This is a genomic window from Pseudomonas sp. NPDC077451, assembly GCF_044543345.1.
In the GTDB taxonomy this organism is placed as follows: domain Bacteria; phylum Pseudomonadota; class Gammaproteobacteria; order Pseudomonadales; family Pseudomonadaceae; genus Stutzerimonas.
The window spans coordinates 224,323-250,005 of sequence record NZ_JBITVX010000003.1; the positions used below are offsets into that span (position 1 = coordinate 224,323).

Below are 25,683 nucleotides of genomic sequence, written 5' to 3' on the forward strand. Positions count from 1 at the left end.
AGCGCGAGGCTGCAAAGGTGAGAATGGCGAGCCCTGGCCCTTGAGCGCCTGCCAGCTACCTACGCTCGCTATCCCGTGCGGCAATGAAGAGCTGTTGCTCAGCCAGCGTTTGGAAGAGTGATTCAGGTGCCGGCGGATCAGGCGCGCGCTATCGAAAACCTGCAACTGACCTGCATGGTTTCGCCGGGGTCGAGTGTACGAATGCCGTTCACGGTCGGATCGTCCATGCAAAGGGCATTGTTGGCATGCGAAACCGGCTCGACCGCAAAAAAGCCCATCTCTGCCGGCGGCGTAAACACGACTAGATGATCAAGTGCCTCGCTGGGGTGCATGGTTAGCTGCATTCCTTCGTTCGGCCAGTGAATGGTAACGGGCCCGGTACGCCCAACGAAGCAGTTGTCCAGGCCGGGTTCCTGCAGCGGTGCTTCCGTCGAAAAGTCCCATTCCGTTGGGATGGGCGTCTTCTGTGATGGCAGGTTTCGGGGGTCGTTGCGCCAGACTGAACTCGCACCGAACCGCAACCAACAAGCGTCCTGTCGGAGGAAATACGGATGCCAGCCAAGCCCGGCGGGCATCGAGCGGTTGTCGATGTTGCGCAGCGTCAGTTGCAGCGCAACGCCGTCATCGTCGAGTTTGATCTGATGCTCGAGTTCGAACGCGAACGGCCAGTCAAGCACGCCCTCCCCCTCGGGCCGATGAGTGAGCGTCAGGCAAAGACTGGTCGGGCTTTGCTCCGTTATCGTCCACGCACGCTTCCAGGCGACGCCGTGAATCGGTAAAGGATGTTCAACAGATAGGCTGCGCAACGGGTAGCGCTGACCGTCATGCTCGAAGGCGGCATCGCCGACTCGATTGGAGAAAGGCGCAAGGACGAAGCAGCCCGTCCGCCGCACGCTGTCCGTGCCGTCCCAAGGGCGCAGCAGATCGATGCCATCGATACTCAGTTGAGTGATTGCACCGCCCAGCCCGGGGCACACCGACAGTCTCAGCGGGCCGCGCAGAAGCTCGACCTCGGTCAGATTCGGTTGAAATTCAGGCATCGCACGGCCTCTTAGGCGAGCCGAATCGCTCGCGGACTTGAATTGAAATGGCGCCTCACGGCTGCGTGCTTGTGGCTCGCGACGTTCGGCGCCCTAATGATGTTGCTCTGAAGTTATCTGACCCAGGCTTTTGGCCAGGGTCATCGGCGACCGAGGCCGCCTATCATCTGAAGCGCACGGGTGTGTGCGCTCAGACAGCCGTCAGCACCTCGCCGCGTTCGAAAAACTCGCGCAGATTGGCCAACAGCGATTCTTCCATAGCCAGTCGAGTTTCCTCGGTGGCGCTGCCGATGTGCGGCAGCAGCACGACATTCGGCAGATCGATAAGGGCTTGAGGTACGTTGGGCTCCTGGGCATAAACGTCGAGACCCGCGCCGCCCAGCCGTCCTTCAGTCAGCGCCTCGATCAATGCCGGTTCGTCCACCACCGAGCCGCGGGCAACGTTGATCAAAATGCCTTTCGGCCCAAGCGCCTCGAGGACGCCTCGATTGATGAGGTTGCGGGTGCTCTCGCCACCAGGACAGGTCAGAACGAGAAAGTCGCTCCACTGCGCCAACTCGACGAGATTGGATTCATAGCCATAGGCACTGCCCTCTACCGGTCGACGGTTGTGGTAGCGCACCTGCATATCAAAACCGCTGGAGCGCTTGGCCACCGTTTCACCAATGCGCCCCATGCCGACGATGCCCAGTCGTTTCCCGCTCACCTGCTTCGCAAGCGGCAGGCCGCCGGAGGGCCACTCGCCGGCGCGTACGAAACGGTCGGCACGGGACATTTGCCTGGCACTGTCGATAATCAGCCCAAAGGCCAAGTCCGCCACGCAATCGTTGAGCACGTCCGGCGTATTGCTCACCGGGATGTTGCGTGCGCGCGCTGCCGCCACGTCGATGGCGTCGTAGCCGACGCCGAAACTGATGATCGCTTGCAGGTTGGGCAGGCGCTCGATTAGCTCTGCCGTGCAGCCGAAACGACCAGAGGTCACCACGACATCAATGCGCTGAGCATGCTGGTTAACCAACGCATCGGCACCCTCCTCCCAGAAACGCAACACCTCATGCTCCGCGGCTAGGCGACGGTTGAAACGTTCAGTCAGGGGGCCGATCTGGAGTATGCAGGTCACGGTGATTACCTCGAAAAGTGGGAACGCGTGGAGTCGATGTCAGAGCACCTTGCCGGGGTTCATCAGGCCTTTGGGATCAAGCGTTGTCTTGATCGCGCGCATCAGCGCCAATTCAAGCGGGTCCTTGTAGTGCTTGGCTGCGGCGCGCTTGGCCTGACCCAGCCCATGCTCTGCGCTGATACTGCCCTGAAACCCAGTAGTGGCCTCGTAGATGACGTGCATGATCGCGTCTTGCTGCGCCTTGAAGGCCGTATCGTCAGATCCGACCGGCTTGCTGACGTTGTAGTGAAGGTTCCCATCACCGACATGGCCATAAGCGACGATGCGCACGCCCGGAAACTGGTCGAGCAAGCGCTGATCGGTCGTCTGAATGAACGCGGGAATGCAGCTCACCGGCACGCTGATGTCATGTTTGAGACTTGGACCTTCATGGTTCTGCGCCTCGGAAATCCCCTCACGCATCGCCCACAACGCCGCGACCTGCGCCTCGCTGCTGGCCAGCACAGCATCGGTCACCACGCCACGCTCCAGGGCTTCGCCGATCCCCTGTTCAAGCAGCTCGTTGAGCGGCGCATCAGGTTGGGTGTCGCTCAGTTCGATCAGCACATACCAGGGATGAGTTTCGGAGAAGGGATCGGAGCAAGCGCCGACGTGACGCAGCACGAAATCAACGCTTTGCCGCGACATCAGCTCGAACCCGGTCAGTCGATCGCCACATAAACTACGGATGATGCCGATCAGCTGCACCGCTGCATGCGCGCTGGGTAATGCAACCCAGGCCGTCGTCACGCTGCGCACCGCAGGATATAGCTTCAGCACGGCTGCGGTGATGATGCCGAGTGTGCCTTCCGAGCCGATGAACAGGTGTTTGAGGTCGTACCCTGTATTGTCCTTGCGCAGTCCGCGTAGGCCATTCCAGATCTGCCCGTCCGGCAGCACCACTTCCAGGCCCAGCGTGAGGTCGCGCATGTTGCCGTAACGCAGCACGGCGGTTCCGCCGGCGTTGGTTGCGAGATTACCGCCCACGGTGCAACTGCCTTCCGCGCCGAGGGACAAAGGGAACAGCCGCCCCACTTCAGCGGCGGCCTCTTGTACAGCCTGCAGGATGGCTCCGGCCTCGACAGTAATGGTCTCGTTTTCGGTATCGACTTCGCGGATGCCGGTCATTCGCGTCAGCGACAGCACCACTTGAGTGCCACTGGCGTCCGGAATCGAACCGCCACACAGCCCGGTATTGCCCCCTTGCGGTACCAGCGCAATGTCGTATTGGTTGCACAGCCGCACTACAGCGGCTACCTCTTCGGTGCTGGCCGGACGCACCACCAGTGCGGCTTCACCGCGGTAGGCATTCCGCCAATCGCTCAGGTAGCTCTGCATGCGTTCGGCATCACAGACCATGCCGACGGCACCGACGACTGCTTCGATCTCGCGGATGAAGTTATCCGGCAGCGCACTCATCTCGTTCTCCTGCGACTGATCAAGGAACAGCGCACCGCGTCGATGCGCTGACATAGCTGGCTTCAGGTGATCGGTGCCGGGTTGAACAAGGTGATGTCGTTGTGGATCTGGTGCTGCTCGGCCCAGGTCTTCTTGCGCCCACTGGCGACGTCCAGGTAGTAGTGGAACAGCTCCCAACCCAGCTCCTCGATGCTGGATCGGCCAGTGGCGATACGCCCGGCATCCACGTCAATCAGGTCAGGCCAGCGCTCGGCCAGCTCGGTGCGGGTAGAGACTTTCACGACCGGTGCCATGGCCAGACCGTATGGGGTGCCGCGCCCGGTGGTGAACACATGCAGGTTCATGCCGGCCGCCAACTGCAAGGTGCCGCAGACAAAGTCGCTGGCCGGCGTTGCGCAGTAGATCAGGCCTTTGCTGCTGAACCGCTCGCCTGGGCCGAGTACGCCGTTGATCGCACTGCTGCCGGATTTGACGATGGAGCCAAGGGACTTCTCGACAATGTTGGACAACCCGCCTTTCTTGTTACCCGGCGTGGTATTGGCGCTGCGATCGGCTGCGCCGCGCTCCAGGTACTGGTCGTACCAGTCCATCTCGCGCACCAGGGCTTGGGCCACTTCCGGTGTCTCAGCACGCGACGTGAGCATGTAGATCGCATCGCGTACTTCAGTGACTTCCGAGAACATCACCGTAGCGCCGGCGCGGATCAGCAGATCCGAGGCATAGCCAAGGGCCGGATTGGCGGTGATACCGGAGAAGGCATCGCTGCCGCCGCATTGCATGCCCAGAATCAATTCTGACGCCGGTACAGTCTCGCGCTGGCGGCGGTTGAGCTTTTGCAGACGCGACTCGGCCAGCGCCATGATCTGCTCGATCATCTCGCCGAAACCGGTATTGGAGTCCTGCAAACGGTACAGCCAGGGTTCGCTGAGATCGACCGAAGCATCGCCCTCGTGCATCACTTGCTCGGCTTGCAGCTTCTCGCAACCAAGGCTGATGACCAGCGCTTCGCCGCCGAGGTTGGGGTTGCGCGCCAGGTTGCGCACGGTACGGATCGGGATGTAAGCGTCCTTGGCATTGATCGCCACGCCGCAACCGTAGCTGTGGGTCAGCGCGACCACGTCATCGACGTTCGGGTACTTCGGCAGAAGCTCTTTACGAATGCGGGCAACAGCGTGATCGAGCACGCCCGTCACGCATTGAACGGTGGTGGTGATGCCGAGAATATTGCGTGTACCAACCGTGCCATCTGCGTTGCGGTAACCCTCGAAGGTATGACCTTCGAGCGGTTCGAGTCTTGCTGGCACTGCGTCGGACATGGGAAGACTGTCGAGCGGCGGCGCGGATGGCATTCGCAGCTGGGTCTCTTTGACCCATGAGCCGCGTGCGATGGGTTCCAGCGCGTAGCCGATGATCTGCCCGTACCGGCGCACAGGTTGGTCGATGGCGATGTCGACCAATGCGACCTTATGGCTCTGCGGTACGGATTCAACCGTGACCAATCCGTCCTGGAACCGAGCACCGGTCGGCACACCGCCATCGTTGACCACCACCGCCACGTTGTCCGCTTCGTTCAAGCGAATGCAACGAGGCGAATCTTGATGCTGAATCAGTTCCACGGTTTCGTTCATATCGGTCTCCGGTCAGGCCCGGTTATTGTTGTTGAGCGGTCGGCGCAATATTCCAAACGGACTCAGGCACGCTGGTGGGCTGAAGCCCACCCTACGCTGCTGAGTCGGTTCCACGGTTTCGTTCGGCGCACAGTGCGGCTTTTTCGTAGGGTGGGCTTTAGCCCACCAAACCGCTCCCTATCAGGCACCCTGGGGGCTGAAACCTACGCTACGACTGTTTCAGCCAAATCAGCGCACCATGCACGGCTTCTTGTTGTTGAACGTCCAATCCGGAATCAGGTACTGCATGGCGATGGCATCGTCGCGAGCGCCCAGGCCTTTGGCCAGGTACAGCTCATGGGCCTTCTGCAGCGCATCTTCATCCAGTTCCACGCCCAGGCCCGCCTTGGCCGGCACAGCGACCTTGCCGCCGACGATCTGCAGCGGCTCGCGGGTCAGGTATTGGCCGTCCTGCCAGATCCAGTGTGTGTCGATCGCAGTGATCTTGCCCGGCGCGGCAGCGGCCACGTGGGTGAACATGGCCAGCGAAATGTCGAAGTGGTTGTTGGAATGCGAGCCCCAAGTCAGGCCCCAGTCGTTGCACATCTGCGCAACCCGCACCGAGCCGCTCATGGTCCAGAAGTGCGGATCTGCCAGCGGAATATCGACTGATTGCAGCTGAACGGTGTGGCCCATTTGCCGCCAATCGGTGGCGATCATGTTGGTGGCGGTCGGCAGACCGGTCGCGCGGCGGAACTCGGCCATCACTTCGCGCCCCGAGTAGCCGTTCTCGGCACCGCAAGGGTCTTCGGCGTAAGCCAGCACGCCGTGCAGGTCCTTGCACAGGTCGATTGCTTCGGCCAGCGACCAGGCGCCGTTGGGATCAAGGGTGATGCGGGCGTCGGGGAAGCGCTCGGCCAGCGCACGAATCGCCTTGACCTCTTCACTGCCCGGCAACACGCCGCCCTTGAGTTTGAAATCCTTGAAGCCGTAGCGCTCGTAGGCCGCTTCGGCCTGGCGGACCACGGTCTCCGGAGTCAGCGCCTCCTCGTTTCGCACACGGAACCAGTTATCGCTGGCCTTCGACTCGTCGCGGTAGCCGAGGTCGGTCTTGTTGCGATCGGCGATGAAGAACAGGTAGCCGAGCATCTCGACTTCGTTGCGCTGCTGACCGTCGCCAAGCAGTGCGGCAACCGGCACGTTGAGGTGCTGGCCGAGCAGATCGAGCAGCGCCGACTCGATCGCCGTGATGGCGTGGATGGCGATGCGCAGGTCGAAGGTCTGCAAGCCGCGGCCCGCGACGTCGCGGTCGGCGAATGCTTTGCGCGCCTGGTTCAGCAGCCCATTGAAATTGCCGACCGATTGCCCGATTAGAATGGCGCGAGCGTCATCCAGCGTCTTGCGGATCGCCTCGCCACCGGGGACCTCGCCGACACCTGTGTGGCCGGCGCTGTCTTTGAGAATGAGGATGTTGCGGGTGAAGTACGGACCATGAGCGCCACTCAGGTTGAGCAGCATGCTGTCTTGCCCTGCGACCGGAACCACTCGAAGTTCGGTGATGACCGGAGCACCTTGATTCGTAGAATCGTTCATATGCGTCTCTCTTTTGTTCTTATGGTCCGCGTTGCGGTGTAGCGATCTGTTTGCCGCCGACGCGAACCGCCGAGCCGCTGAGCGACTCGGACGGATTGCGCGTCATGGATGACTCGGCCGATCAGCCGATGTAGGTGGTCTTCACCGTGGTGTAGAACTCCTGGGCGTAGCGACCCTGCTCGCGTGGGCCGTAGGACGAGCCTTTGCGACCGCCGAACGGCACGTGGTAGTCCACGCCAGCGGTGGGAAGGTTGACCATCACCATCCCGGCCTGGGAATGACGCTTGAAGTGATTGGCGTACTTCAACGAGGTGGTGCAGATGCCCGCCGACAGACCGAACTCGGTGTCGTTGGCCATGGCCAGCGCTTCGTCGTAGTCCTTGACTTTCACCACGTTGGCGACCGGGCCGAAAATCTCTTCGCGGCTGATGCGCATGTCGGCGGTGCTGTCGACGAACAAAGTCGGCGCCAGGTAGTAACCTTCAGTGCCGCAGCTGACGCGCTCGCCGCCGCAGGCCAGGCGTGCGCCCTCTTGCTTGCCGATCTCGATGTACTTCAGGTCCTGATCGAGCTGCGCCTGCGATACCACCGGGCCGACGTCCACGCCCTGCTCCAATGCCGAACCGACCTTGATCTTCTTGATCCGCTCGATCATGGCCTCGACGAAACGGTCGTAGATGCCTTCGGTGACGATGATGCGGCTGGATGCGGTGCAACGCTGGCCGGTGGAGTAGAACGCGCTTTGCGCCGCCAGCTCTACGGCAGTGTTGAGGTCGGCATCGTCCAGAATGATCTGTGGATTCTTGCCACCCATTTCCAGCTGAACCTTGGCCTGACGCCCGACACAGGTCGCCGCGATGCCACGGCCAACGCCGACCGAGCCGGTGAAGCTGACGCCATCGACGCGCTTGTCGTTGACGATGGCTTCGCCGACTTCCCGGCCCTTGCCCATCACCAGGTTGAACACACCAGCCGGGAAGCCGGCGCGAGAGATGATCTCGGCGATGGCCCAGGCGCAACCGGGCACCAGATCGGCAGGCTTGATCACCACGCAGTTGCCATAGGCGAGCGCTGGAGCAATCTTCCACGCCGGAATGGCGATCGGGAAATTCCACGGGGTGATCAGGCCGATCACACCCAGCGGCTCGCGGGTAACTTCGACGCTAACACCCGGACGTACCGACTGCAGCGTCTCGCCTGCCTGACGCAGGCATTCGCCGGCGAAGTATTTGAAAATATTGCCGGCACGGGACACTTCACCGATGGCTTCCGGTAGCGTCTTGCCTTCTTCACGAGCCAGCAGTTTGCCCAGCTCTTCGCGGCGAGCCAGGATTTCCAGACCTACTTTTTCCAGCGCATCGGCACGCGCCTGGATGCCAAACGTGGCCCACGCCGGAAAGGCTTTGCGTGCCGCGGCGATGGCGGTTTCAACCTGTGATGCGTCCGCCTGGGCATATTCGCCGATGACGTCCGACAGGTCGGATGGGTTGATGTTGGCCTGGTAGTTTTTGCCGGCTACCCATTGGCCATCGATGTAGTTGTCATAACGCTGTGCGTCTGCCACGTAACGCTCTCCTTCGTGAGGTCCGCCGCCGGTGCTCGACATAAGCGAGGGCACCCTTTTAAGCGACGGGTGGGGCGAGTGATAGGTCGGGCGTGCTGTTATTGCGCGCCCTGCTTCTTGATCAGCTCGGCGAGCATCTCGTACTCGTCCGGAAGCAGGTCGGTCAGCGGTGCGCGGACGGGGCCGGCGTCATAACCGGCGATCTTCGCGCCAGCCTTGACGATGCTGACCGCGTAGCCTTTGCAACGGTTGCGGATATCAAGATAAGGCAGGAAGAAATCATCGATCAGCTTGCCGACGGTTTCGTGGTCATCGCGAGAAATGGCACCGTAGAAGTCCATGGCCAACTTCGGCACGAAGTTGAAGACGGCCGATGAGTACACGGGTACGCCCAGCGCTTTGTAGGCCGCGGCGTAGACTTCTGCAGTCGGCAGGCCGCCAAGGTAGGTCAGGCGCTCGCCCAGGCGACGACGGATGGAAACCATCAGCTCAATGTCGCCTAGGCCATCTTTGTAACCAATCAGGTTCGGGCAGCGCTCGGTCAGCTGCTCGAGCAGCGGCGCGGTCAGGCGGCAGACGTTGCGGTTATAGACCACGACGCCGATGTTGACCGACTTGCACACCTCTTCCACGTGCCGAGCGACGCCTTCCTGGCTCGCTTCGGTCAGGTAATGCGGTAGCAACAAAAGCCCTTTCGCACCGAGGCGTTCAGCCTCTTGAGCGTAGGCGATCGCCTGACGGGTCGGACCGCCTACACCCGCGAGGATGGGCACCTGACCGGCACAGGTATCGACGGCAGTCTTGATAATGTCCGGGTATTCCTGCGGGGTCAGCGAGAAGAACTCGCCCGTACCGCCCGCGGCAAACAGCGCTGTCGCGCCATAAGGTGCCAGCCACTCGAGTCGCTTGATGTAGCCGGCACGGCTGAAGTCGCCCTGCTGGTCAAAGTCAGTGACCGGGAAGGACAGCAAACCAGAAGAGAGGATGGCCTTCAGTTCTTGTGGGTTCATTGTTCGAGCATCCTGTGAAGCTAAGAGTAGATGAAGTAGGGCCTTGGCCTTGGAGATACGTTATCGTACAACTTATGGCTGCGCTACCTCTTTATCGAAGATTATTGCCCCGCCGTCTCGTTCCTCATGTGTCTCAGGCTTCTTTCTTGCGCTGCCAAAGCTAGCCGATGAAATGCCACGATGTGGATCTGGCTCGACCCTATTGAAACAAATAAATGACCGGCCGGTCATACGGGGCCGATTAGTTTGTTTCACCGATTTGACAACGATGAAACGCGCTGATAAAAATCTCAGCAAGTCATACGACAACGTATGACATCTACAACAACCAGAGCCTGAAAGCCATGGATCAATCAGCGGTATGCCGCCTTGCAAACTCCCCGCTCTGCCGCACCCTGGTGCATTCATCGAACGTAGTCGGCACGGCGGCCGGTCAGCGTCACCGCGCCGTTGTCTTCGACCGCAGCCGCTGCAGGCCGCGGCACCCGCGACCAAACCCTCCCTTCGTTGCGGGTCTGTTGATCATGATCCGCCAGCCTGAGCAGGCCATCGACCTTTAGAGAACCCGTCCCGCCGATAGGCGCTGATACCTACATTCGCTCATAAAAACAATCAGGAGCAAGACGACAGATGCAAGACACTCGAACGGCGACGTCACCAGTAGTGAGGGAGATGCAAGTCATCCCGGTTGCGGGTTACGACAGCATGCTGCTGAACCTGTGTGGTGCCCACGCGCCCTACTTCACTCGCAATCTGGTGATCCTCAAGGACAGCGCCGGCCGCAGCGGTATTGGCGAAGTGCCGGGTGGCGAAGGCATCAGGCAAGCCTTGGAGCGAACCAAGGGTCTGGTTATTGGCCAGCCGATCGGCCGCTACAACGGGATACTCAACGCATTGCGTCGCGGCATTGCTGGCGGGTCAGCGACGGGCCCGCAGGCTACGCAACACGAGGTGACCTCCGAAGCGGAAGCGGCAGTCCTCAAGCAGCCGCATGAGATCAATCTGCGCCTGGACAATGTCATCACAGCGGTGGAAGCCGCCCTTCTCGATCTGCTCGGTCAACATCTCGATGTGCCGGTCGCCGAGCTGCTCGGCAGCGGCCAGCAGCGCACCAGCGTGCCAATGCTGGCGTACCTCTTCTATATAGGAGATCGCAACCGTACCGACCTGCCCTACCTGGCCGGTACCGGTTCGGCGGATGACTGGTACCACATTCGTCATCAGGAAGCGGTGACTCCGGCCTCCATCGTCCGGCTGGCTGAGGCCGCTACCGCGCGCTACGGTTTCAAGGATTTCAAACTCAAGGGCGGTGTAATGCGTGGTAGCGAAGAGATGCAGGCGATTGCCAGCATCAAGTCGCGCTTCCCTGATGCCCGCGTCACGCTTGATCCCAATGGGGCCTGGTCACTGGCCGAAGCCGTTGAACTGTGCAAAGGCCAAGGCCATATCCTGTCCTACGCAGAAGACCCGTGCGGCGCAGAGAACGGCTACTCCGGTCGCGAGATCATGGCCGAGTTCAAGCGCGCTACGGGCATTCCCACCGCCACCAACATGGTCGCCACCGACTGGCGTCAGATGGGCCATTCGCTGCGCCTCGAAGCGGTCGACATCCCATTGGCCGATCCACATTTCTGGACCATGCAGGGTTCGGTACGACTGGCGCAAATGTGCGAGCAGTTCGGCCTGACCTGGGGTTCGCATTCGAACAATCACTTCGACGTCTCGCTAGCGATGTTCACCCATGCTGCGGCCGCAGCACCGGGCAACATCACGGCCATCGACACCCACTGGATCTGGCAGGAAGGCCAGGAGCGTCTGACCCGTGAACCGCTGCAGATCGTTGGCGGCGCGGTTCAGGTGCCGGACAAGCCGGGCCTTGGCATCGAACCGGATATGGACCGGATCATGGCCGCCCATGAACTGTACAACAAGGTCGCGACCGGCGCCCGAGACGATGCCATGGCCATGCAGTACCTGGTCCCTGGCTGGAAGTACGACCCCAAGCAACCAAGCCTGGGCCGCTAACAAGAAGATCAAAGAAGCGCCGCAACCCCAACCACCGGAGAGACATACAATGAAAAAAGCTATCAGCGCCTCCCTCGTTTCCGCCCTTCTCGCCACTGCCGTCAGCAGCGCCTTTGCTGCTGAAACCGAATGGCCCACTCGCCCGGTACAGGTCGTCGTCATCGCCAACGCTGGCGGCGACACCGACTTCAACGCCCGCACCATGGCCAAGTACTTCACCAAGCTCACCGGCAAGGCGATGGTCATCACCAACGTCGCTGGCGGTGGCGGAACGCTCGCAGCCGAACAGGTCAAGCAGGCCGATCCGGATGGCAACACCATCCTTTTCACACATACCGGACAGATGATCGTCAATGAGGTAGCCGGCCTGACCGAGGACAGCCTGGACGCCTTCGATATCTGCTGTATCGCGGGTGTGGACAAAGGCACCGTGTTCGTTGCGTCGAAAAGCTCAGGCCTGAAGACGCTAGAAGACCTGATCTCCAAATCCAAAGCCGAGCCGAGCAGCGTCACCTACGGCACCGAGATGGGCAGCTACTCCCACCTGCAGGGTCTGATGTTCGAAGGCCTGACCGACACCAAGCTGAAAATGGTCGACGCTGGCACAGTTTCCGAGAAAGTCGTCGCCCTGCTGGGTAATCGTATCGACCTCGCTGCGATCAGCTACGGCTCGGTGCAGGATTATGTGACCAGTGGCGACATGGTTGCCCTGGGCCAGCCCAACGAGGAGCGCAATCCACTGCTCGGTGACGTGCCGACGTTCAAGGAGCAAGGCGTCGACTTCGTCATGGAGAAGCCCTACATCGTGGCGTTCCCGGATGGTACTGATCCGGCAATCATCGAGAAGATGTCAGGCATCGTGAAACAGATCACCGAGATGCCTGAGTACGAGGAAGAGCTGCGCAAGACCTTCAAGCAGCCGGTCAGCTATTTCGATACCAACCAGTCAATCGACCGCCTGACGAACACCCGCGAAGACTTCATGAAGTACAAGGACGAACTGCGTCAGAGCAAGTAACGCCCGCGGCACGATGCCGGGCGTAGCCGCTGCGCCCGGCAGCCTTCCCTCTGAATCGAGAGCAGTCCCATGGATACCTACAAGAGAAAGGAGTTACTGGTCGGAGCCCTGATGCTGGGTGCCGGCCTGTTCTACCTGTTCCTGACGATCAATCTTCCGCGCAAAGGTTTTATCGACGCCTCCACCGTTCCCTATGTTCTATCCGTTGGGCTGTGCCTGCTGGGCGCGCTGCAGTTGCTGACCGCGACCAAGGCAACCCAGCTTCCCGCTGATCCCGATGCGGATGCTGACTCATCGGCTGCAACGCCGCCGGACTATCCAACGGTATTCAAAACGCTCGGATTGATCGCGGTCTATGTTGCCCTGCTGCAAAAGGTCGGCTTCCCGATCATGACCGTGCTCTATCTCTACGCGCAGTTCATCGTCATCACACCGCGCGAGCAGAAGGTCAACCACATCACCTACATCATCATCGCGGTGGTGACCTCCGCTTTGATCTTCTTCACCTTCCGGCAGGGCTTCGATCTGATGCTCCCGACCGGCTTTCTGAAAATCTAGGAGGCGGCCATGTTCGAATTACTGCAGGCCGGCTTTGGCGCGGTTTTCTCGCCCTATATCTTTATCCTGATTACCCTTGGCGTTGCCGTGGGCATCGTCTTCGGTGCGGTTCCTGGGCTCTCGGCTACCATGGCGATCGCGCTGTGTTTGCCGCTGACTTACACCATGGGCCCTGCTGCGGGCCTGTCGTTATTGGTGGCCTTGTTCATCGGCGCGACCTCCGGCGGCCTGATCTCCGCCATCCTGTTGAAGATTCCCGGCACGCCCGCCTCCATCGCGACGACGTTCGACGGCGCCCCGATGATGGAAAAAGGCGAAGGGCTGAAGGCGCTGGGCGTCGGTGTCGTGTTTTCCTTTCTCGGCACCATCTTCAGCATCGTCGCGCTGATGTCCATTGCGCCCTCGCTGGCAAAAATTGCCTTGCGCTTCGGGCCCCATGAATACTTTTCCATCGCAATCTTTTCACTGACGCTGATCGCCACGCTGTCCACCGGCTCGCTGCTTAAAGGCATATACGCTGGCACGCTTGGCTTTGCGTTCTCGACCGTGGGCATCGCCCCGGTGGACGCCATCCGCCGCTTCACATTCGATTCACCGAACCTCAACGGCGGTTTCGCCATGCTGACGGTGATGATCGGTATGTTTGCCGTGGCGGAAGTGATCAAAATCGCCGAGACCGGCAGAGCGGCACACAAAAGCAAAATCGCCTCGGTGAGCATGAAAGGCGTGAAAGGCTTTGGTTTCTCCCTGAAGGAGTTCTTCGGGCAGATTCCCAACGCGTTTCGCTCTGGACTGATCGGTATCGGGATTGGCATCTTGCCGGGCATCGGTGCGGGCACCTCGAACATCGTGTCCTACATCATCGCGAAGAAGCGTTCCAAGCATCCCGAGCTGTTCGGCAAGGGGGCCGTGGAAGGGGTCGTCGCCAGTGAAACCGCCAACAACGCGGGCATCGGTAGCGCCATGATTCCGCTGATGACGCTCGGCATTCCGGGCGACACCGTGACCGCGATTCTCCTCGGCGGCTTCATGATCCATGGCATCCAACCGGGCCCGCTGCTGTTCATCAGCCAGGGTGCATTGGTGTACACCATCTTCGCCGCGCTGATTCTCGCCTCGGTGATGATGCTGGTTCTGGAGTTCTACGGCCTGCGCATCTTCATAAAGCTACTGGCGGTGCCCAAGCACATCCTGCTGCCGATCATCCTTGTGCTTTGCGTCGTGGGTGCGTTCGGTCTGAGCAGCCGGGTGTTCGACGTATGGACCATTCTGCTGTTCGGCCTGATTGGTTACGGCTTCGTCAAGGGAGGGATGCCGGCCGCGCCGTTCATTATCGGCTTCATCTTGGGGCCAATGGCTGAAACGAATCTGCGGCGTGGCCTGATGTTGTCTGACGGCAACTTCATGGGCTTTCTCAGCAATCCCATTTCCGCGACATTCCTGTTCCTGGCGCTGGCGTCGGTGGCCTGGCACCTGTTCAGCGCACTGCGTAGCCGAAAAAATACTGCGGCCAGGCTGCAGGAAACCTGAGTCAGCGCTGCCTAGCCCGCTACGCTGGGCTAAGCGGTACTCAAGAGGTTTCGAGACCGCGCCTGAGGGCGCGGTGTTTCGTTCAGGCGCGCTTGCCGATCTCCACTTCAGCCAGCGTCCAACCCGCGATCTGGTCGCTCAGGCTCAACCCCAAACCGGGTCGGTTCGGGACGATCATTTTCCCGTCGCGGATCTCCAGACGCTCATTGAATGCCGGCTCCAGCCATTCAAAGTGCTCCACCCAGGTTTGGTGCTCATAGGCAGCCGCAAGATGCAGGTGAATTTCCATGACGAAGTGTGGGGCCATAACCATGCCGCGCTGCTCGGCCGCATGCGCCACCTTGAGAAACGGCGTGATGCCGCCCAGGCGTGGGGCGTCATGCATGATCACGTCCACCGCGCCGGTGTCGACATAGCCCAGCGCTTCGGTAGCGCTTGTGAGCATTTCGCCCGTACCGATCGGCGTGTCCAGCTGTGCAGCCAATGCGGCGTGACCGGCGACGTCGTGCGCATCTAGCGGCTCTTCGATCCATTCGAGCTGGTACTGCTCGAGCTCGCGCCCCATTCGCAGTGCAGTGATGCGGTCCCATTGCTGGTTGACGTCAACCATCAGCGGTACGTCTTCGCCTAGATGCTTACGTAAGGCCTCGACGCGCTGCAGATCCAGACGTCGGTTCGGCTGGCCGACCTTCATCTTAATGCCGCCAATGCCGCGCTCCCGCGACTGGGTAGCCTTGTCGAGCACTTCATCGATAGGTGCCTGCAGATAGCCACCCGAGGTGTTGTAGCAAGGCACGGCATTGCGGTGCGCGCCAAGCAATTTGGACAGTGGCAGCGCTGCACGCCGTGCCTTCAAATCCCACAGCGCCGTGTCGATTGCGGCAATCGCCTGCGCCGCAACGCCGCCACGACCAACCGATGCGCTGGCCCAGATCATTTTGCTCCAGAGTCGGGAAATGTCGTTGGGGTCTTCCCCGAGCAGAAGCGGCGCGATTTCCTGAGCATGGGCATATTGCGCCGGGCCTCCCGTACGCAGGCTATAACTAAAGCCGAGCCCGCGATGCCCCTGGCTGGTTTCAATTTCCGCAAACAGCAAGCTGACGGACTCAAGGGGCTTCTGCCGCCCGGTCAAAACCTTTGCATCGCTGACGGTCTTGCGCAGCGGCAAGGTTACTGTCCTCAGCTTGACCCAGCAGATGCCATCATCCGCCAGCACCGTGTTCGGTTGAATAGCCATCGGTTGTCCTCGTTCAGGTTCGGAATGCTTGCCAAACGTGCCCCTTCGCACTGCGTTCCACTCTAGAGGACGGTCAGGCTAGCGTCGCAATGTCATCATACAACTTCAATCCCTGCGGCTGTCAGGCTCGGCCCCATTAGTGAACGGCGCCACACTCGACTTTAGTGGTATGTGAATAGACCCACGGGCTCGCTAGCGTGACCTTTTCATGGCGCTAAATAAGTACTTTAAGCGGCGAAACCAGTGGCTTTGGGGGCTATTTCCAGACTCGATACCGCCGAGTAAAACGACTTGCGCAAGCTCGAAACAATCGACTTGTCAGGTTGACAAAAGCCCATAACCGCAGAAATAATCGAGTCAAGTCATCTGACAACCGATGACACCAAAAACAATAAGCGATGGGCAGACCTCAATGACAAGCACGACGACCGCTCCCACACCCTTGAATCGCCTCCTGCTGACAGGCGCCGCAGGAGGATTGGGCAAGGTATTACGTGAAACGCTTCGCCCCTATGCCAAGATCATCCGCCTCTCCGATATCGCCCCCATGGATGCTCCCACCGGCGATCACGAAGAAGTGGTGCAGTGCAATCTTGCAGATAAAGCCGCTGTGCACGCCCTCTGCGAAGGCGTTGATGCAATCGCCCACTTCGGTGGCGTTTCGGTAGAGCGTCCTTTCGAGGAAATTCTCGAAGCTAACATCAAGGGCGTATTCCATATCTACGAAGCGGCACGCAAGCACGGCATCAAGCGTGTGGTCTTTGCCAGCTCCAACCATGTGATCGGGTTTCACAAGCAGACTGAAACCATCGATGCCAACGCTCCCCGTCGTCCTGACAGTTATTACGGGTTGTCCAAATCTTATGGCGAGGACATGGCGAGCTTCTACTTCGATCGCTACGGCATCGAGACCGTCAGCATCCGCATCGGCTCCTCGTTCCCCGAGCCACTCAACCGCCGGATGATGGCCACCTACCTCAGCTATCGCGATCTGACCAACCTGATCGAGCGCTCGCTGTTCACCCCGAACGTGAAGCACACCGTTGTCTACGGCGCCTCGGCGAACCGTGACCTGTGGTGGGACAACCACATGGCCACGCACCTGGGTTTCGAGCCGCAGGACACCTCCGAAGTGTTCCGCGAAAAAATCGAACAGCAACCGCCCTATGCGCCCAATGATCCAGCCCTGATTTACCAGGGTGGCGCCTTCTGCGAAGCAGGCCCGTTCGACGACTGATTCCCGCCACGCCGCGAAAATAACAAGAGAATCGCCATGGCAAACTCAGCAGAACTGATAGTCGACGCACAGAACGCAACGGGCGAGAGCCCGGTCTGGGTGGCCTCCGAGCAGGCGCTCTATTGGGTTGATATACCCAACAGGCAGCTGCTTCGCTGGAAGGCCTCAGATGCTTCTGTGACGCGCTGGACCGGTGATCAGATGATCGCCTGTATCGCTCGCCGCGAAGGAGATGCGAATCGTTGGGTTGCCGGTATGGAAGACGGCATTTTCGAAGTCGCCCCGCAGAATAACGGCACACTCGGCAGCACTCGCCTTGCTGGCGTGCAGCATGGCGCGAGCAACATGAGATTCAATGACGGGCGCTGCGACCGTCAGGGCCGCTTCTGGGCTGGCACCATGGTTATGGATATGGCCGCTGGCACTCGAACCGGCGCGCTCTACCGGATCGATGGTTCGACTGGCCGCGAATCGCTCGAGGCTCAGCTGCAGGATTTCATCGTACCCAACGGGCTGGGATTCAGCCCCGACGGGCGCACCATGTACCTTTCCGACTCGCACCCCAGCGTGCAGGCCATCTGGGCCTTCGATTACGACATCGACAGTGGCACGCCGAGCAACCGCCGGCTGTTCGTCGACATGAACCAACATCCCGGCCGACCCGACGGCGCGGCGGTTGATGTTGATGGCTGCTACTGGATTTGCGGTAACGACGCCGGCCTTATCCACCGTTTCACCCCGGATGGACGCCTCGATCGCTCGCTGGAAGTGCCAGTGAAGAAGCCAGCCATGTGCGCCTTCGGTGGCTCCGGCCTGGACACCTTGTTTGTCACATCCATCCGCCCGGGCGGTGATCTCTCCGATCAACCCTTGGCAGGTGGTGTATTCGCCCTGCAACCCGGCGTCGCCGGACTGGAGGAGCCTCGCTTCCGATAACGCTTCACCCACAAGGACGGGCACCCAGTGTCCCGGTCTTGTCGCTTGCAACGCTGCATACCAACAAAAACAAGACGGAGATTCACATGGACTTCAAACGCAAGTTGCTCATCGCTGCACTCCCGCTAGCCTTCTGCCTGTCGAGCACCGCCTACGCGGAGATGACGCTGAAAATCGCTGAGATCCACCCTGCCGGTTATCCGACCGTGGTCGCTCAGGAAAACATGGGCAAGAAAATTGAAGAAGCCACCGACGGTGAGCTCAAGTTCCGCATGTTCTCAGGCGGCGTGCTGGGTTCGGAGAAAGAAGTCGTCGAACAGGTTCAACTCGGCGCGGTGCAGATGACCCGTGTCAGTCTGGGCACACTCGGCCCGGTCGTTCCGGACGTCAACGCCTTCAACATGCCGTTTGTGTTCCGCGATCACGAACACATGCGCAAAGTTATCGATGGTGATATCGGCCAGGAAATCCTCGACAAGATCACCAACTCCGATTTCAACATGGTCGGCCTGGCATGGATGGACGGTGGCGTACGCAACCTCTATACCAAAGAGCCCGTGCGGAATCTTGAAGACCTCAAGGGCATGAAAATCCGCGTTATGGGCAACCCATTGTTCATCGATACGCTGAACGCCATGGGTGCCCAGGGCGTTGCGATGAATACCGGTGAAATCTTCAGCGCCCTGCAAACCGGTGTGGTCGATGGTGCTGAGAACAACCCGCCAACCATGCTTGAGCACAATCACTTCCGTGCTGCGAAGAACTATTCGCTAACCGGTCACCTGATCCTTCCCGAGCCGATTGTGATGTCGAAGACGACCTGGAACAAGCTCACCCCGGAGCAGCAGGAAATCGTCATGAAATACGCCAAGGAAGCGCAGATGGAAGAGCGCAAGCTGTGGGACGAGAAGACCGCTAGCAGCGAAGCCAAGCTCAAGGAAGAAGGCGTCACCTTCATCGAAGTCGACAAGAAGCCCTTCTACGATGCGACCGCCCCGGTTCGCGAAAAGTACGGCGCACCTTACGCCGAGCTGATCAAGCGAATCGAAGCCGTTCAGTAATCCGTTCCCTCTGAAAAACCTCGCGGCGACGAGCTTCGCTCGCCGCCGCGCCTGTGGTGAAGTCTGATGAAAAACACGCTGCTGCGCGTCAACGACGCGATCTACAAGACCTGTGTTTGGGTCGCGGGGCTGGCCATCGTGGTCATGTCCATGATCATCCCCTGGGGGATCTTCGCGCGCTACGTGCTGGGCTCTGGTGGCGGCTGGCCTGAACCCGTGGCCATCCTGCTTATGGTGATCTTTACCTTTCTCGGCGCTGCGGCGAGCTACCGCGCCGGCGCGCATATGGCGGTGACCATGTTCACCGACCGCCTGCCTGAGCATCTGCATCGGCATATCGAACTGCTGGTACAGATCCTGATGGGCATCATCTGCCTGTTCATGACCCTCTGGGGCATCAAGCTGTGCATCGCGACCTGGAATCAGTTCATGAGCACGCTGCCGACCCTTCGTGTTGGCATTACCTACTCACCCATCCCAATCGGTGGCGCTATCACGCTGTTGTTTGTCATCGAACGCATTATCTTCGGCGACCAGAGCCACCGGCGTGCGGTCAATTACGAGCTGGTCGAAGACAGCAAGGAGGCCGTGTAAATGGACGCGCTGATTCTACTCGGCAGCTTTGCCGTACTCTTTCTTCTGCGGATGCCAGTGGCATACGCGCTGGGCATGTCAGCGCTGATCGGCGCCTGGTGGATTGATATCCCGTTCGATGCGGTGATGATCCAGGTCGCTGGCGGCGTCAACAAGTTCTCCCTGCTGGCAATTCCATTCTTCGTTCTGGCCGGTGCGATCATGGCCGAGGGCGGAATGTCCCAGCGACTGGTGGCTTTCGCTGCGGTACTGGTTGGCTTCGTGCGCGGCGGCCTGTCCTTGGTGAACATCATGGCGTCGACCTTTTTCGGCGCGATCTCCGGCTCGTCACTGGCGGACACTGCTTCGGTAGGTTCGGTGTTGATCCCGGAAATGGAGAAAAAGGGCTACCCTCGCGAGTTTTCCACGGCCGTTACGGTCAGTGGCTCTGTCCAGGCGCTGCTGACTCCACCCAGCCACAACTCGGTGCTGTATTCGCTGGCCGCTGGCGGTACCGTTTCGATCTCGTCACTGTTCATCGCGGGTATCGGGCCTGGTTTGTTGCTCAGCGCCGTGATGATGACCATGTGCCTGATCTTTGCCCGGATACGCAACTACCCTAAGGGCGAGGTCGTCCCGCTCAAGCAGGCGTTGAAGATCTGTGTCGAAGCGCTGTGGGGCCTGATGACCATGGTCATCATCTTGGGCGGCATTCTTTCGGGTGTATTCACGGCAACCGAATCAGCGTCCATCGCGGTGGTATGGGCCTTCTTCGTCACCATGTTCATCTACCGTGACTACAAATGGCGCGAGCTGCCAAAGCTGCTGCACCGCACCGTTCGTACCCTTTCGGTGGTGATGATCCTGATCGCGTTCGCGGCAAGCTTCGGCTACATCATGACGTTGATGCAGATCCCGTCGAAGATCACCACAATGTTCCTGACCCTGTCAGACAACCGCTATGTGATCCTGATGTGCATCAACATGATGCTGCTGGTCCTTGGCACGCTGATGGACATGGCGCCGCTGATCCTGATCCTCACGCCGATTCTGATGCCTGTCATCACCGGTATTGGTGTCGATCCAGTGCACTTTGGCATGATCATGCTGGTGAACCTCGGCATCGGTCTGATCACACCACCGGTAGGTGCGGTACTCTTCGTCGGCGCCGCGATCGGCAAGGTCACCATCGAGAACACCGTCAAGGCACTGCTGCCCTTCTATGTGGCGCTGTTCATGGTGCTGCTCGCGGTTACCTATATCCCCGCGATCTCGCTCTGGTTGCCCAGCGTGGTGCTCTGATAGGCCCGTAACGCAAACTTCGACGCCGCCCACCCGGGCGGCGTTTTTGCTTTGCAGGCCCGAACGATCAAGCAATGAAACAACTGCCACTGCCGTTGCAGACGGCGCCCGAACACCGTGATGCTGCTTAACACAGGATTGACCCGATGCAAGCTGCTACACCGTTTCCACGTCATATTGCCGTACTGATTCTGGCCACCTTGGCTTGCTCGTTCGCTGCCAACCATATCGCCGCGCGCATCGCGTTCGATCACGATACTGGTCTGTTGCTGGCCATGCTCTGCCGCGCCGGCGTGACACTGCTGGCTTTGGCTGCGCTTGTATTCTGGAGGCGCGAGTCCCTGCGCTTGAGTCGCACCACGTGGCGTTGGCAGATCCTTCTTGGGCTTCTGATCACGGTTCAGAGTTTTTGCATCTACTCAGCGGTGGCGCGCATTCCGGTTGCGCTGGCTCTGCTGGTCGTCAATCTCTCGCCCATCCTGCTTGCACTGCTCACATGGGCGCTGGGCGGTCCGAGACCGACACGCCACGCGTTGGCGATCATGGGACTGATCCTGGTCGGCCTGGTACTGGTTCTGGACGTTCCCACACGTCTAATGACCAGCGAGGCGCCTGACGCTCAATGGATCGCTGGCATCCTGTTCAGCCTTACCGCAGCCGGGGTATTCGCGCTGGCGCTATGGGTCACCGAGCATAAGCTATCGGGCATGGCCGGCTCGGTGCGAAGCATGCTGACACTAGTTGTGGTGTTTGGCGCCTCCGCCCTGCTCGGCGCAAGCGGCGTTATACCAGGTGGCCTGGGCCTGCCCAGCGCAACGGCTGGTTGGATCGCATTGGGTTGCCTGGTGCTTCTCTATGGCGCGGCGTTTTCCACGCTCTTCATCTGCATGCCGCGGCTTAACATTGCTCGCAATGCACCCGTCATGAACATGGAGCCGGTCGCTGGAATGCTGCTTGGCTGGTTGGTGCTTGGCCAGTTGCTGGCCCCCATGCAGATACTGGGTGGCCTGATTGTGGTCGGAGGTATCGTCCTGCTGGCGTACCGCAAGAACTGAGCAAGCCAACCCGAGGTGAGTTGGCGCACTTGCGCCAACCGGTGACGTTCAATCAACAAAGCTCTATTGGCAGAGTCCGAAAGCGAAGCACGAGGTCGGCGGCAGGTTCGGATTCTGAGAGTCGGTGTCAGCTGACCTTGTCCGTCTCCGCCTCTTCATGAGCCTGACGCAGTCGCTCGCGGCTATTGGTCAAATGCAGACGCATTGCAGCTCGAGCTGACTCTGCGTCCTGACGAGCGATAGCGTCGTAGATCTGCTCATGTTCGCGGCCCAAGCGCTGCTGATAGTGCGGTTGGTCATCATGAGCCAGGCGCGCGGAGTTGAGCCGGCTGCGAGGAATGATCGCCGTGCCCAGGTGATTCATGATGTCCGTGAAGTAGCGGTTGCCGGTTGCTTCAGCAATCTGCAAATGGAACTGGAAATCCGACACGGCCGCTTCACTGGAAAGCGCTGCACTTCGCTGTAGTGAGTCCAAAAAGTCGCGCATTGCCGCCAATTGCTCGGGCGTCCGTCGCTGTGCCGCCAACCCGGCGGACTCGACTTCTAGGCTGATCCGCAGCTCCAGTATCGACAATACGTCGCGAAGCGTCCCGATAGTGGCTGGGTCGATGCGCAGGCCGGTGGTGCTCGGAGTATCGAGCACGAAAGTGCCAATGCCATGGCGAGTCTCAACCAAGCCAGACGCCTGAAGACGCGAGATTGCCTCACGCACAACCGTCCTGCTCACGCCCTGGGCCTGCATGATCGCTGACTCAGTCGGCAACTTGTCGCCGCGCTTGATGACGCCGTCGCGGATCTGCTGCGACAGCTCGGTCACAAGTTCCTGTGCGAGGCTGCGGTGCTTACGGCGAACGCGTGGCTGAGCGATCTCGTTTTCCATGGACACATCGATCTCTATGAAGCGGACTGGGACATATCATAGCCCAGCAGTTGTACGATAACTATCGCAACGCTCACCAATTGAGCGCTCCACAACCTTATATCGAAAAGCCGCACGGTTTCCACACCGCTCCTATACTCACGACTGCCACTCAACCGGAGATAAGATAATGCGCCGCTTACTCTTATTCATCGCAGCAGCCGCTCTTGCTGCGCCAGTCTGGGCAATGCACTGCCCAATGGACATGGCCAAGATCGACAAGCAATTAGAAAGCAATCCGCCAAGCGATCCGGCAACGCTGGAGAAGGTAAAGGAATTACGAGCGGAAGGAGAGCAGCTGCATAAAGCGGGAGATCACACCCAGTCACTCCAGGTTCTTGAACAAGCACAGGCGTTGCTCGACTCTGCTCAGTAATCGTCGCTAGTGAATGGCCAGCCCATGTGCTGGCCGTCTTCGCTACGGCGGGTTGACGCCGCCTAGGCATCTGACTCGCATTTCCTTTCGTTCAAAATCTTCCTCACTGCTGAGCGTGTCGTAGCCTCCTGGGCAGATTTCATCCGCGCGAGTCCTGCAGCCTGCTTGGCCGGCCTTGTCGCAGGCGAAAACGTACTCATCGGATGGCTGCGCTGGCGATACGGTCTCAAAACCACTGCAGCCAACCAGTGTCAGTACGGTTCCTACGGTAAGGCAGATGCGAACAGTGTTTTTGAACATTGGCTGAATGTCTCGCTCGATTTGCTACACCGATGCGTTGATCGCCTACTGCGCGTAAGCTTTGGCTGACCCACAGCGGTGAAGTTAGATGATTTCGCTTTGCACGTGCCTCCCCTACTCTGTTCACCAGTAGCGCAGGAGGCGCAGCGGGACAGGGAGGCCCTAAAAGGATCATTCGCAGGCATGCGAATCAAAGGACAACGGAACGACTGGCTAGACGCCTACAGCCCCGCCTCGTGCGGGGCTTTTTATTGCGCGATTACTAGCGTGGGTTCGGCGCGTCATCCAGTTCTGCACTATCTGGTTCGATGTCAGGCACACCGTCCATCACCTGCCCTTCCTTTGGATTGTTTCGTGGCGTGGTGCCGTCATTTTCCGGTAGCTCGTCCACTCCGGCTTCGCCGCCTGGGCTGACATCCGTCCGCTCGGATCCTAGTGGCGGTGGCGAGCCGGGGATGATTACGTCATCTGTGCCCGCACGTTCGGCTCTTGATGCATCGTTATTCTGGGTCGATAAATCATCTGGTTTGTTGCCCATCGCTTGATCTCCTCCGCGCAGCGAATGCTTACAGATAAGAGGAATGAGGCGGCCCTGCGTTCACGAAGATGCGTTGCCACTGGTCACATGCAATGCGCCAATGATGTCGAGGATTGAGGCTCAAAACGAAAAAACCGGCTGCGACGGCCGTTTAGATACCAAGGTATCAGTGTGTCCCGATGGTGCCCGGAGCGGGAATCGAACCCGCATACCCTTTCGGATGAGGGATTTTAAGTCCCTTGCGTCTACCAGTTTCGCCATCCGGGCGGGACGGTGATGCGCGATCACAATCGCGGCGCAGGACTATAACGAGGCTCTGGTCGAGGCGCAACCCGAACGGCACTACGGCGCGTCTATATAGGGCCTAGCGGGCACGGACCAATAGCTCAACGTCATCAATTCAATGCCGATGGCGATGGCGATGGCGAACACCGACGATTAGCCAGAACACCAATCCGAGTATCGGAAAGATAGCGATGCCCAGCGCCCATAGTGCTTTCGCCCCTACGCTTCTATCACTTTTGAATACACTGATGATTGCTAACAGATCCAGCACGATAACGATGCCGGCAAGCGCAATGGCGAGGTAGCTCATTACATCTGACATAGACGCCCCCTAAACAGACTCTCTATGTTTCAGTCACCGCCCGAGCCGCTACAGTTCCGAGTTAGAGCGGATGCGTTTCGCCAATGACACTAATCAGATAACGCGAAAGTTTTGGCGAGCCACAAATTGAGCGCATAAAAAAACCGCAAGCTTTCGCCTGCGGTTTCTTTATTACTGGAGGCCGATGTCGGAATCGAACCGGCGTACACGGATTTGCAATCCGCTGCATAACCACTCTGCCAACCGGCCTCAAACGATAACGCCGCATACAGCGGCGTCATCGTCAACAAACTGGAGCGGGAAACGAGACTCGAACTCGCGACCCCGACCTTGGCAAGGTCGTGCTCTACCAACTGAGCTATTCCCGCATCGTCTTGGTGACGGGCGCCATTTTATAGTTTCAGGACGCCCCGTCAAGCCCTTGATTAAAAAAGTTTTTATTTCTTTTCCGTAGGACTGAGATGGGGCCAGGCGGCCATCAGGTAATTCACCATCGACCACAGCGTCAGGCCCGCGGCGACTATGAGCAACGCATACCCCAATCCAACCCAGACGGTCGTCAGCGGAGGATTGGCGAGCAGGATGATGAGCGCCACCATTTGTGCTGCTGTCTTCCACTTGCCCAAATTGGACACCGCCACCTGCGCTCGAGCGCCCAGTTCTGCCATCCATTCGCGCAGCGCTGAAATCACGATCTCCCGGCCGATGATGATCGCGGCCGGCAGGGTCAGCCAAAGGTTCGAATGCTCTTCGACCAGCAGAACCAGGGCCACGGCAACCATCAGCTTGTCCGCGACCGGATCAAGAAAAGCGCCAAAGGGCGTGCTTTGTTGAAGTTTACGAGCGAGGTATCCGTCCAGCCAGTCAGTGACGGCGGCGATGGCGAAAACGGCGCTTGCCGCCAGATAACTCCACTGAAAAGGCAAATAGAACAACAGGATGATGATCGGTATCAGCAGTACGCGTAGCACGGTGAGAATGTTTGGGATGTTCATCGATACCACTGGTCCGCGGATTTA

At 59.6% G+C, this 25,683-nt stretch carries 23 protein-coding genes and 3 tRNA genes; 11 read left to right on the plus strand and 15 right to left on the minus strand.

Annotated features, from left to right (window positions below; translation table 11 throughout):
- Positions 1-137 precede the first annotated feature (137 nt).
- From ACIGHL_RS07515 to kdgD, 7 genes are all read right to left on the minus strand, one after another.
- On the minus strand, positions 138-1,040 hold the full coding sequence (locus tag ACIGHL_RS07515; RefSeq protein WP_128121995.1) for an aldose 1-epimerase: 903 nt from the start codon (positions 1,038-1,040) through the stop codon (positions 138-140).
- Between the two features lie 190 nt (positions 1,041-1,230).
- Positions 1,231-2,160, minus strand: a complete 930-nt coding sequence (locus ACIGHL_RS07520; RefSeq protein ID WP_128121996.1) for a 2-hydroxyacid dehydrogenase — start codon at positions 2,158-2,160, stop codon at positions 1,231-1,233.
- A gap of 39 nt (positions 2,161-2,199) precedes the next feature.
- Positions 2,200-3,618: an FAD-binding oxidoreductase gene (locus ACIGHL_RS07525; protein WP_128122007.1), complete on the minus strand. Its 1,419-nt coding sequence runs from the start codon at positions 3,616-3,618 to the stop codon at positions 2,200-2,202.
- A gap of 62 nt (positions 3,619-3,680) precedes the next feature.
- On the minus strand, positions 3,681-5,234 hold the full coding sequence (garD, locus tag ACIGHL_RS07530; RefSeq protein ID WP_128122008.1) for a galactarate dehydratase: 1,554 nt from the start codon (positions 5,232-5,234) through the stop codon (positions 3,681-3,683).
- A 240-nt stretch (positions 5,235-5,474) separates the two neighbouring features.
- On the minus strand, positions 5,475-6,818 hold the full coding sequence (gene gudD / locus ACIGHL_RS07535) for a glucarate dehydratase (RefSeq protein ID WP_128121997.1): 1,344 nt from the start codon (positions 6,816-6,818) through the stop codon (positions 5,475-5,477).
- A gap of 121 nt (positions 6,819-6,939) precedes the next feature.
- Positions 6,940-8,382, minus strand: coding sequence for an aldehyde dehydrogenase family protein (locus ACIGHL_RS07540; RefSeq protein ID WP_128121998.1), 1,443 nt, complete (start codon positions 8,380-8,382; stop codon positions 6,940-6,942).
- 98 nt (positions 8,383-8,480) lie between these two features.
- Positions 8,481-9,392, minus strand: coding sequence for a 5-dehydro-4-deoxyglucarate dehydratase (gene kdgD, locus ACIGHL_RS07545; RefSeq protein WP_128121999.1), 912 nt, complete (start codon positions 9,390-9,392; stop codon positions 8,481-8,483).
- A gap of 630 nt (positions 9,393-10,022) precedes the next feature.
- Between kdgD and ACIGHL_RS07550 the strand changes: the two genes are divergently transcribed.
- From ACIGHL_RS07550 to ACIGHL_RS07565, 4 genes are all read left to right on the plus strand, one after another.
- Positions 10,023-11,417: an enolase C-terminal domain-like protein gene (locus ACIGHL_RS07550; protein ID WP_128122000.1), complete on the plus strand. Its 1,395-nt coding sequence runs from the start codon at positions 10,023-10,025 to the stop codon at positions 11,415-11,417.
- Positions 11,418-11,466: 49 nt separating this feature from the next.
- Positions 11,467-12,435, plus strand: a complete 969-nt coding sequence (locus ACIGHL_RS07555) for a Bug family tripartite tricarboxylate transporter substrate binding protein (RefSeq protein WP_128122001.1) — start codon at positions 11,467-11,469, stop codon at positions 12,433-12,435.
- A gap of 69 nt (positions 12,436-12,504) precedes the next feature.
- The gene (locus ACIGHL_RS07560) at positions 12,505-12,993 is read left to right on the plus strand and encodes a tripartite tricarboxylate transporter TctB family protein (protein ID WP_128122002.1); all 489 of its coding nucleotides are present in this window, start codon (positions 12,505-12,507) and stop codon (positions 12,991-12,993) included.
- Positions 12,994-13,002: 9 nt separating this feature from the next.
- The gene (locus ACIGHL_RS07565; RefSeq protein WP_128122003.1) at positions 13,003-14,523 is read left to right on the plus strand and encodes a tripartite tricarboxylate transporter permease; all 1,521 of its coding nucleotides are present in this window, start codon (positions 13,003-13,005) and stop codon (positions 14,521-14,523) included.
- A gap of 82 nt (positions 14,524-14,605) precedes the next feature.
- Here the strand turns inward: ACIGHL_RS07565 and ACIGHL_RS07570 are convergent, their stop codons facing one another.
- Positions 14,606-15,760: an L-talarate/galactarate dehydratase gene (locus tag ACIGHL_RS07570; protein ID WP_128122004.1), complete on the minus strand. Its 1,155-nt coding sequence runs from the start codon at positions 15,758-15,760 to the stop codon at positions 14,606-14,608.
- A 412-nt stretch (positions 15,761-16,172) separates the two neighbouring features.
- Here ACIGHL_RS07570 and ACIGHL_RS07575 point away from each other — a divergent pair, with 412 nt between their 5' ends.
- From ACIGHL_RS07575 to ACIGHL_RS07600, 6 genes are all read left to right on the plus strand, one after another.
- Entirely contained in the window at positions 16,173-16,997 is an 825-nt protein-coding gene (locus ACIGHL_RS07575; protein ID WP_128122005.1) for an NAD-dependent epimerase/dehydratase family protein, read from the plus strand.
- Between the two features lie 36 nt (positions 16,998-17,033).
- Positions 17,034-17,933, plus strand: a complete 900-nt coding sequence (locus ACIGHL_RS07580; protein ID WP_216706835.1) for an SMP-30/gluconolactonase/LRE family protein — start codon at positions 17,034-17,036, stop codon at positions 17,931-17,933.
- A gap of 86 nt (positions 17,934-18,019) precedes the next feature.
- A complete protein-coding gene (locus ACIGHL_RS07585) occupies positions 18,020-18,994 on the plus strand; it encodes a TRAP transporter substrate-binding protein (RefSeq protein ID WP_216706834.1) in 975 nt (324 codons plus the stop codon).
- A 66-nt stretch (positions 18,995-19,060) separates the two neighbouring features.
- Positions 19,061-19,588, plus strand: coding sequence for a TRAP transporter small permease (locus tag ACIGHL_RS07590; RefSeq protein WP_216706833.1), 528 nt, complete (start codon positions 19,061-19,063; stop codon positions 19,586-19,588).
- The gene (locus ACIGHL_RS07595; RefSeq protein ID WP_128121440.1) at positions 19,589-20,869 is read left to right on the plus strand and encodes a TRAP transporter large permease; all 1,281 of its coding nucleotides are present in this window, start codon (positions 19,589-19,591) and stop codon (positions 20,867-20,869) included.
- 146 nt (positions 20,870-21,015) lie between these two features.
- Positions 21,016-21,924, plus strand: coding sequence for an EamA family transporter (locus ACIGHL_RS07600; RefSeq protein ID WP_064482291.1), 909 nt, complete (start codon positions 21,016-21,018; stop codon positions 21,922-21,924).
- Positions 21,925-22,051: 127 nt separating this feature from the next.
- Here the strand turns inward: ACIGHL_RS07600 and ACIGHL_RS07605 are convergent, their stop codons facing one another.
- Complete coding sequence (locus tag ACIGHL_RS07605) at positions 22,052-22,804, minus strand: FadR/GntR family transcriptional regulator (protein ID WP_045427263.1); 753 nt, start codon at positions 22,802-22,804, stop codon at positions 22,052-22,054.
- Positions 22,805-22,973: 169 nt separating this feature from the next.
- Between ACIGHL_RS07605 and ACIGHL_RS07610 the strand changes: the two genes are divergently transcribed.
- The gene (locus tag ACIGHL_RS07610; protein WP_128121439.1) at positions 22,974-23,219 is read left to right on the plus strand and encodes a PA2433 domain-containing protein; all 246 of its coding nucleotides are present in this window, start codon (positions 22,974-22,976) and stop codon (positions 23,217-23,219) included.
- A gap of 562 nt (positions 23,220-23,781) precedes the next feature.
- On the opposite strand, the gene ACIGHL_RS07615 is transcribed toward ACIGHL_RS07610, so the two are convergent.
- The 6 genes from ACIGHL_RS07615 to pgsA all read right to left on the minus strand — a co-directional run bounded on the left by ACIGHL_RS07615 (position 23,782) and on the right by pgsA (position 25,659).
- The gene (locus tag ACIGHL_RS07615) at positions 23,782-24,057 is read right to left on the minus strand and encodes a hypothetical protein (RefSeq protein ID WP_128121438.1); all 276 of its coding nucleotides are present in this window, start codon (positions 24,055-24,057) and stop codon (positions 23,782-23,784) included.
- A gap of 180 nt (positions 24,058-24,237) precedes the next feature.
- Positions 24,238-24,324, minus strand: a tRNA-Leu gene (locus tag ACIGHL_RS07620).
- Between the two features lie 133 nt (positions 24,325-24,457).
- Positions 24,458-24,664: a PLDc N-terminal domain-containing protein gene (locus ACIGHL_RS07625; protein ID WP_128121437.1), complete on the minus strand. Its 207-nt coding sequence runs from the start codon at positions 24,662-24,664 to the stop codon at positions 24,458-24,460.
- 175 nt (positions 24,665-24,839) lie between these two features.
- A tRNA-Cys gene (locus ACIGHL_RS07630) sits at positions 24,840-24,913 on the minus strand.
- A 43-nt stretch (positions 24,914-24,956) separates the two neighbouring features.
- A tRNA-Gly gene (locus ACIGHL_RS07635) sits at positions 24,957-25,032 on the minus strand.
- A gap of 69 nt (positions 25,033-25,101) precedes the next feature.
- Complete coding sequence (pgsA, locus tag ACIGHL_RS07640) at positions 25,102-25,659, minus strand: CDP-diacylglycerol--glycerol-3-phosphate 3-phosphatidyltransferase (protein WP_064482294.1); 558 nt, start codon at positions 25,657-25,659, stop codon at positions 25,102-25,104.
- Positions 25,660-25,683 lie beyond the last annotated feature (24 nt).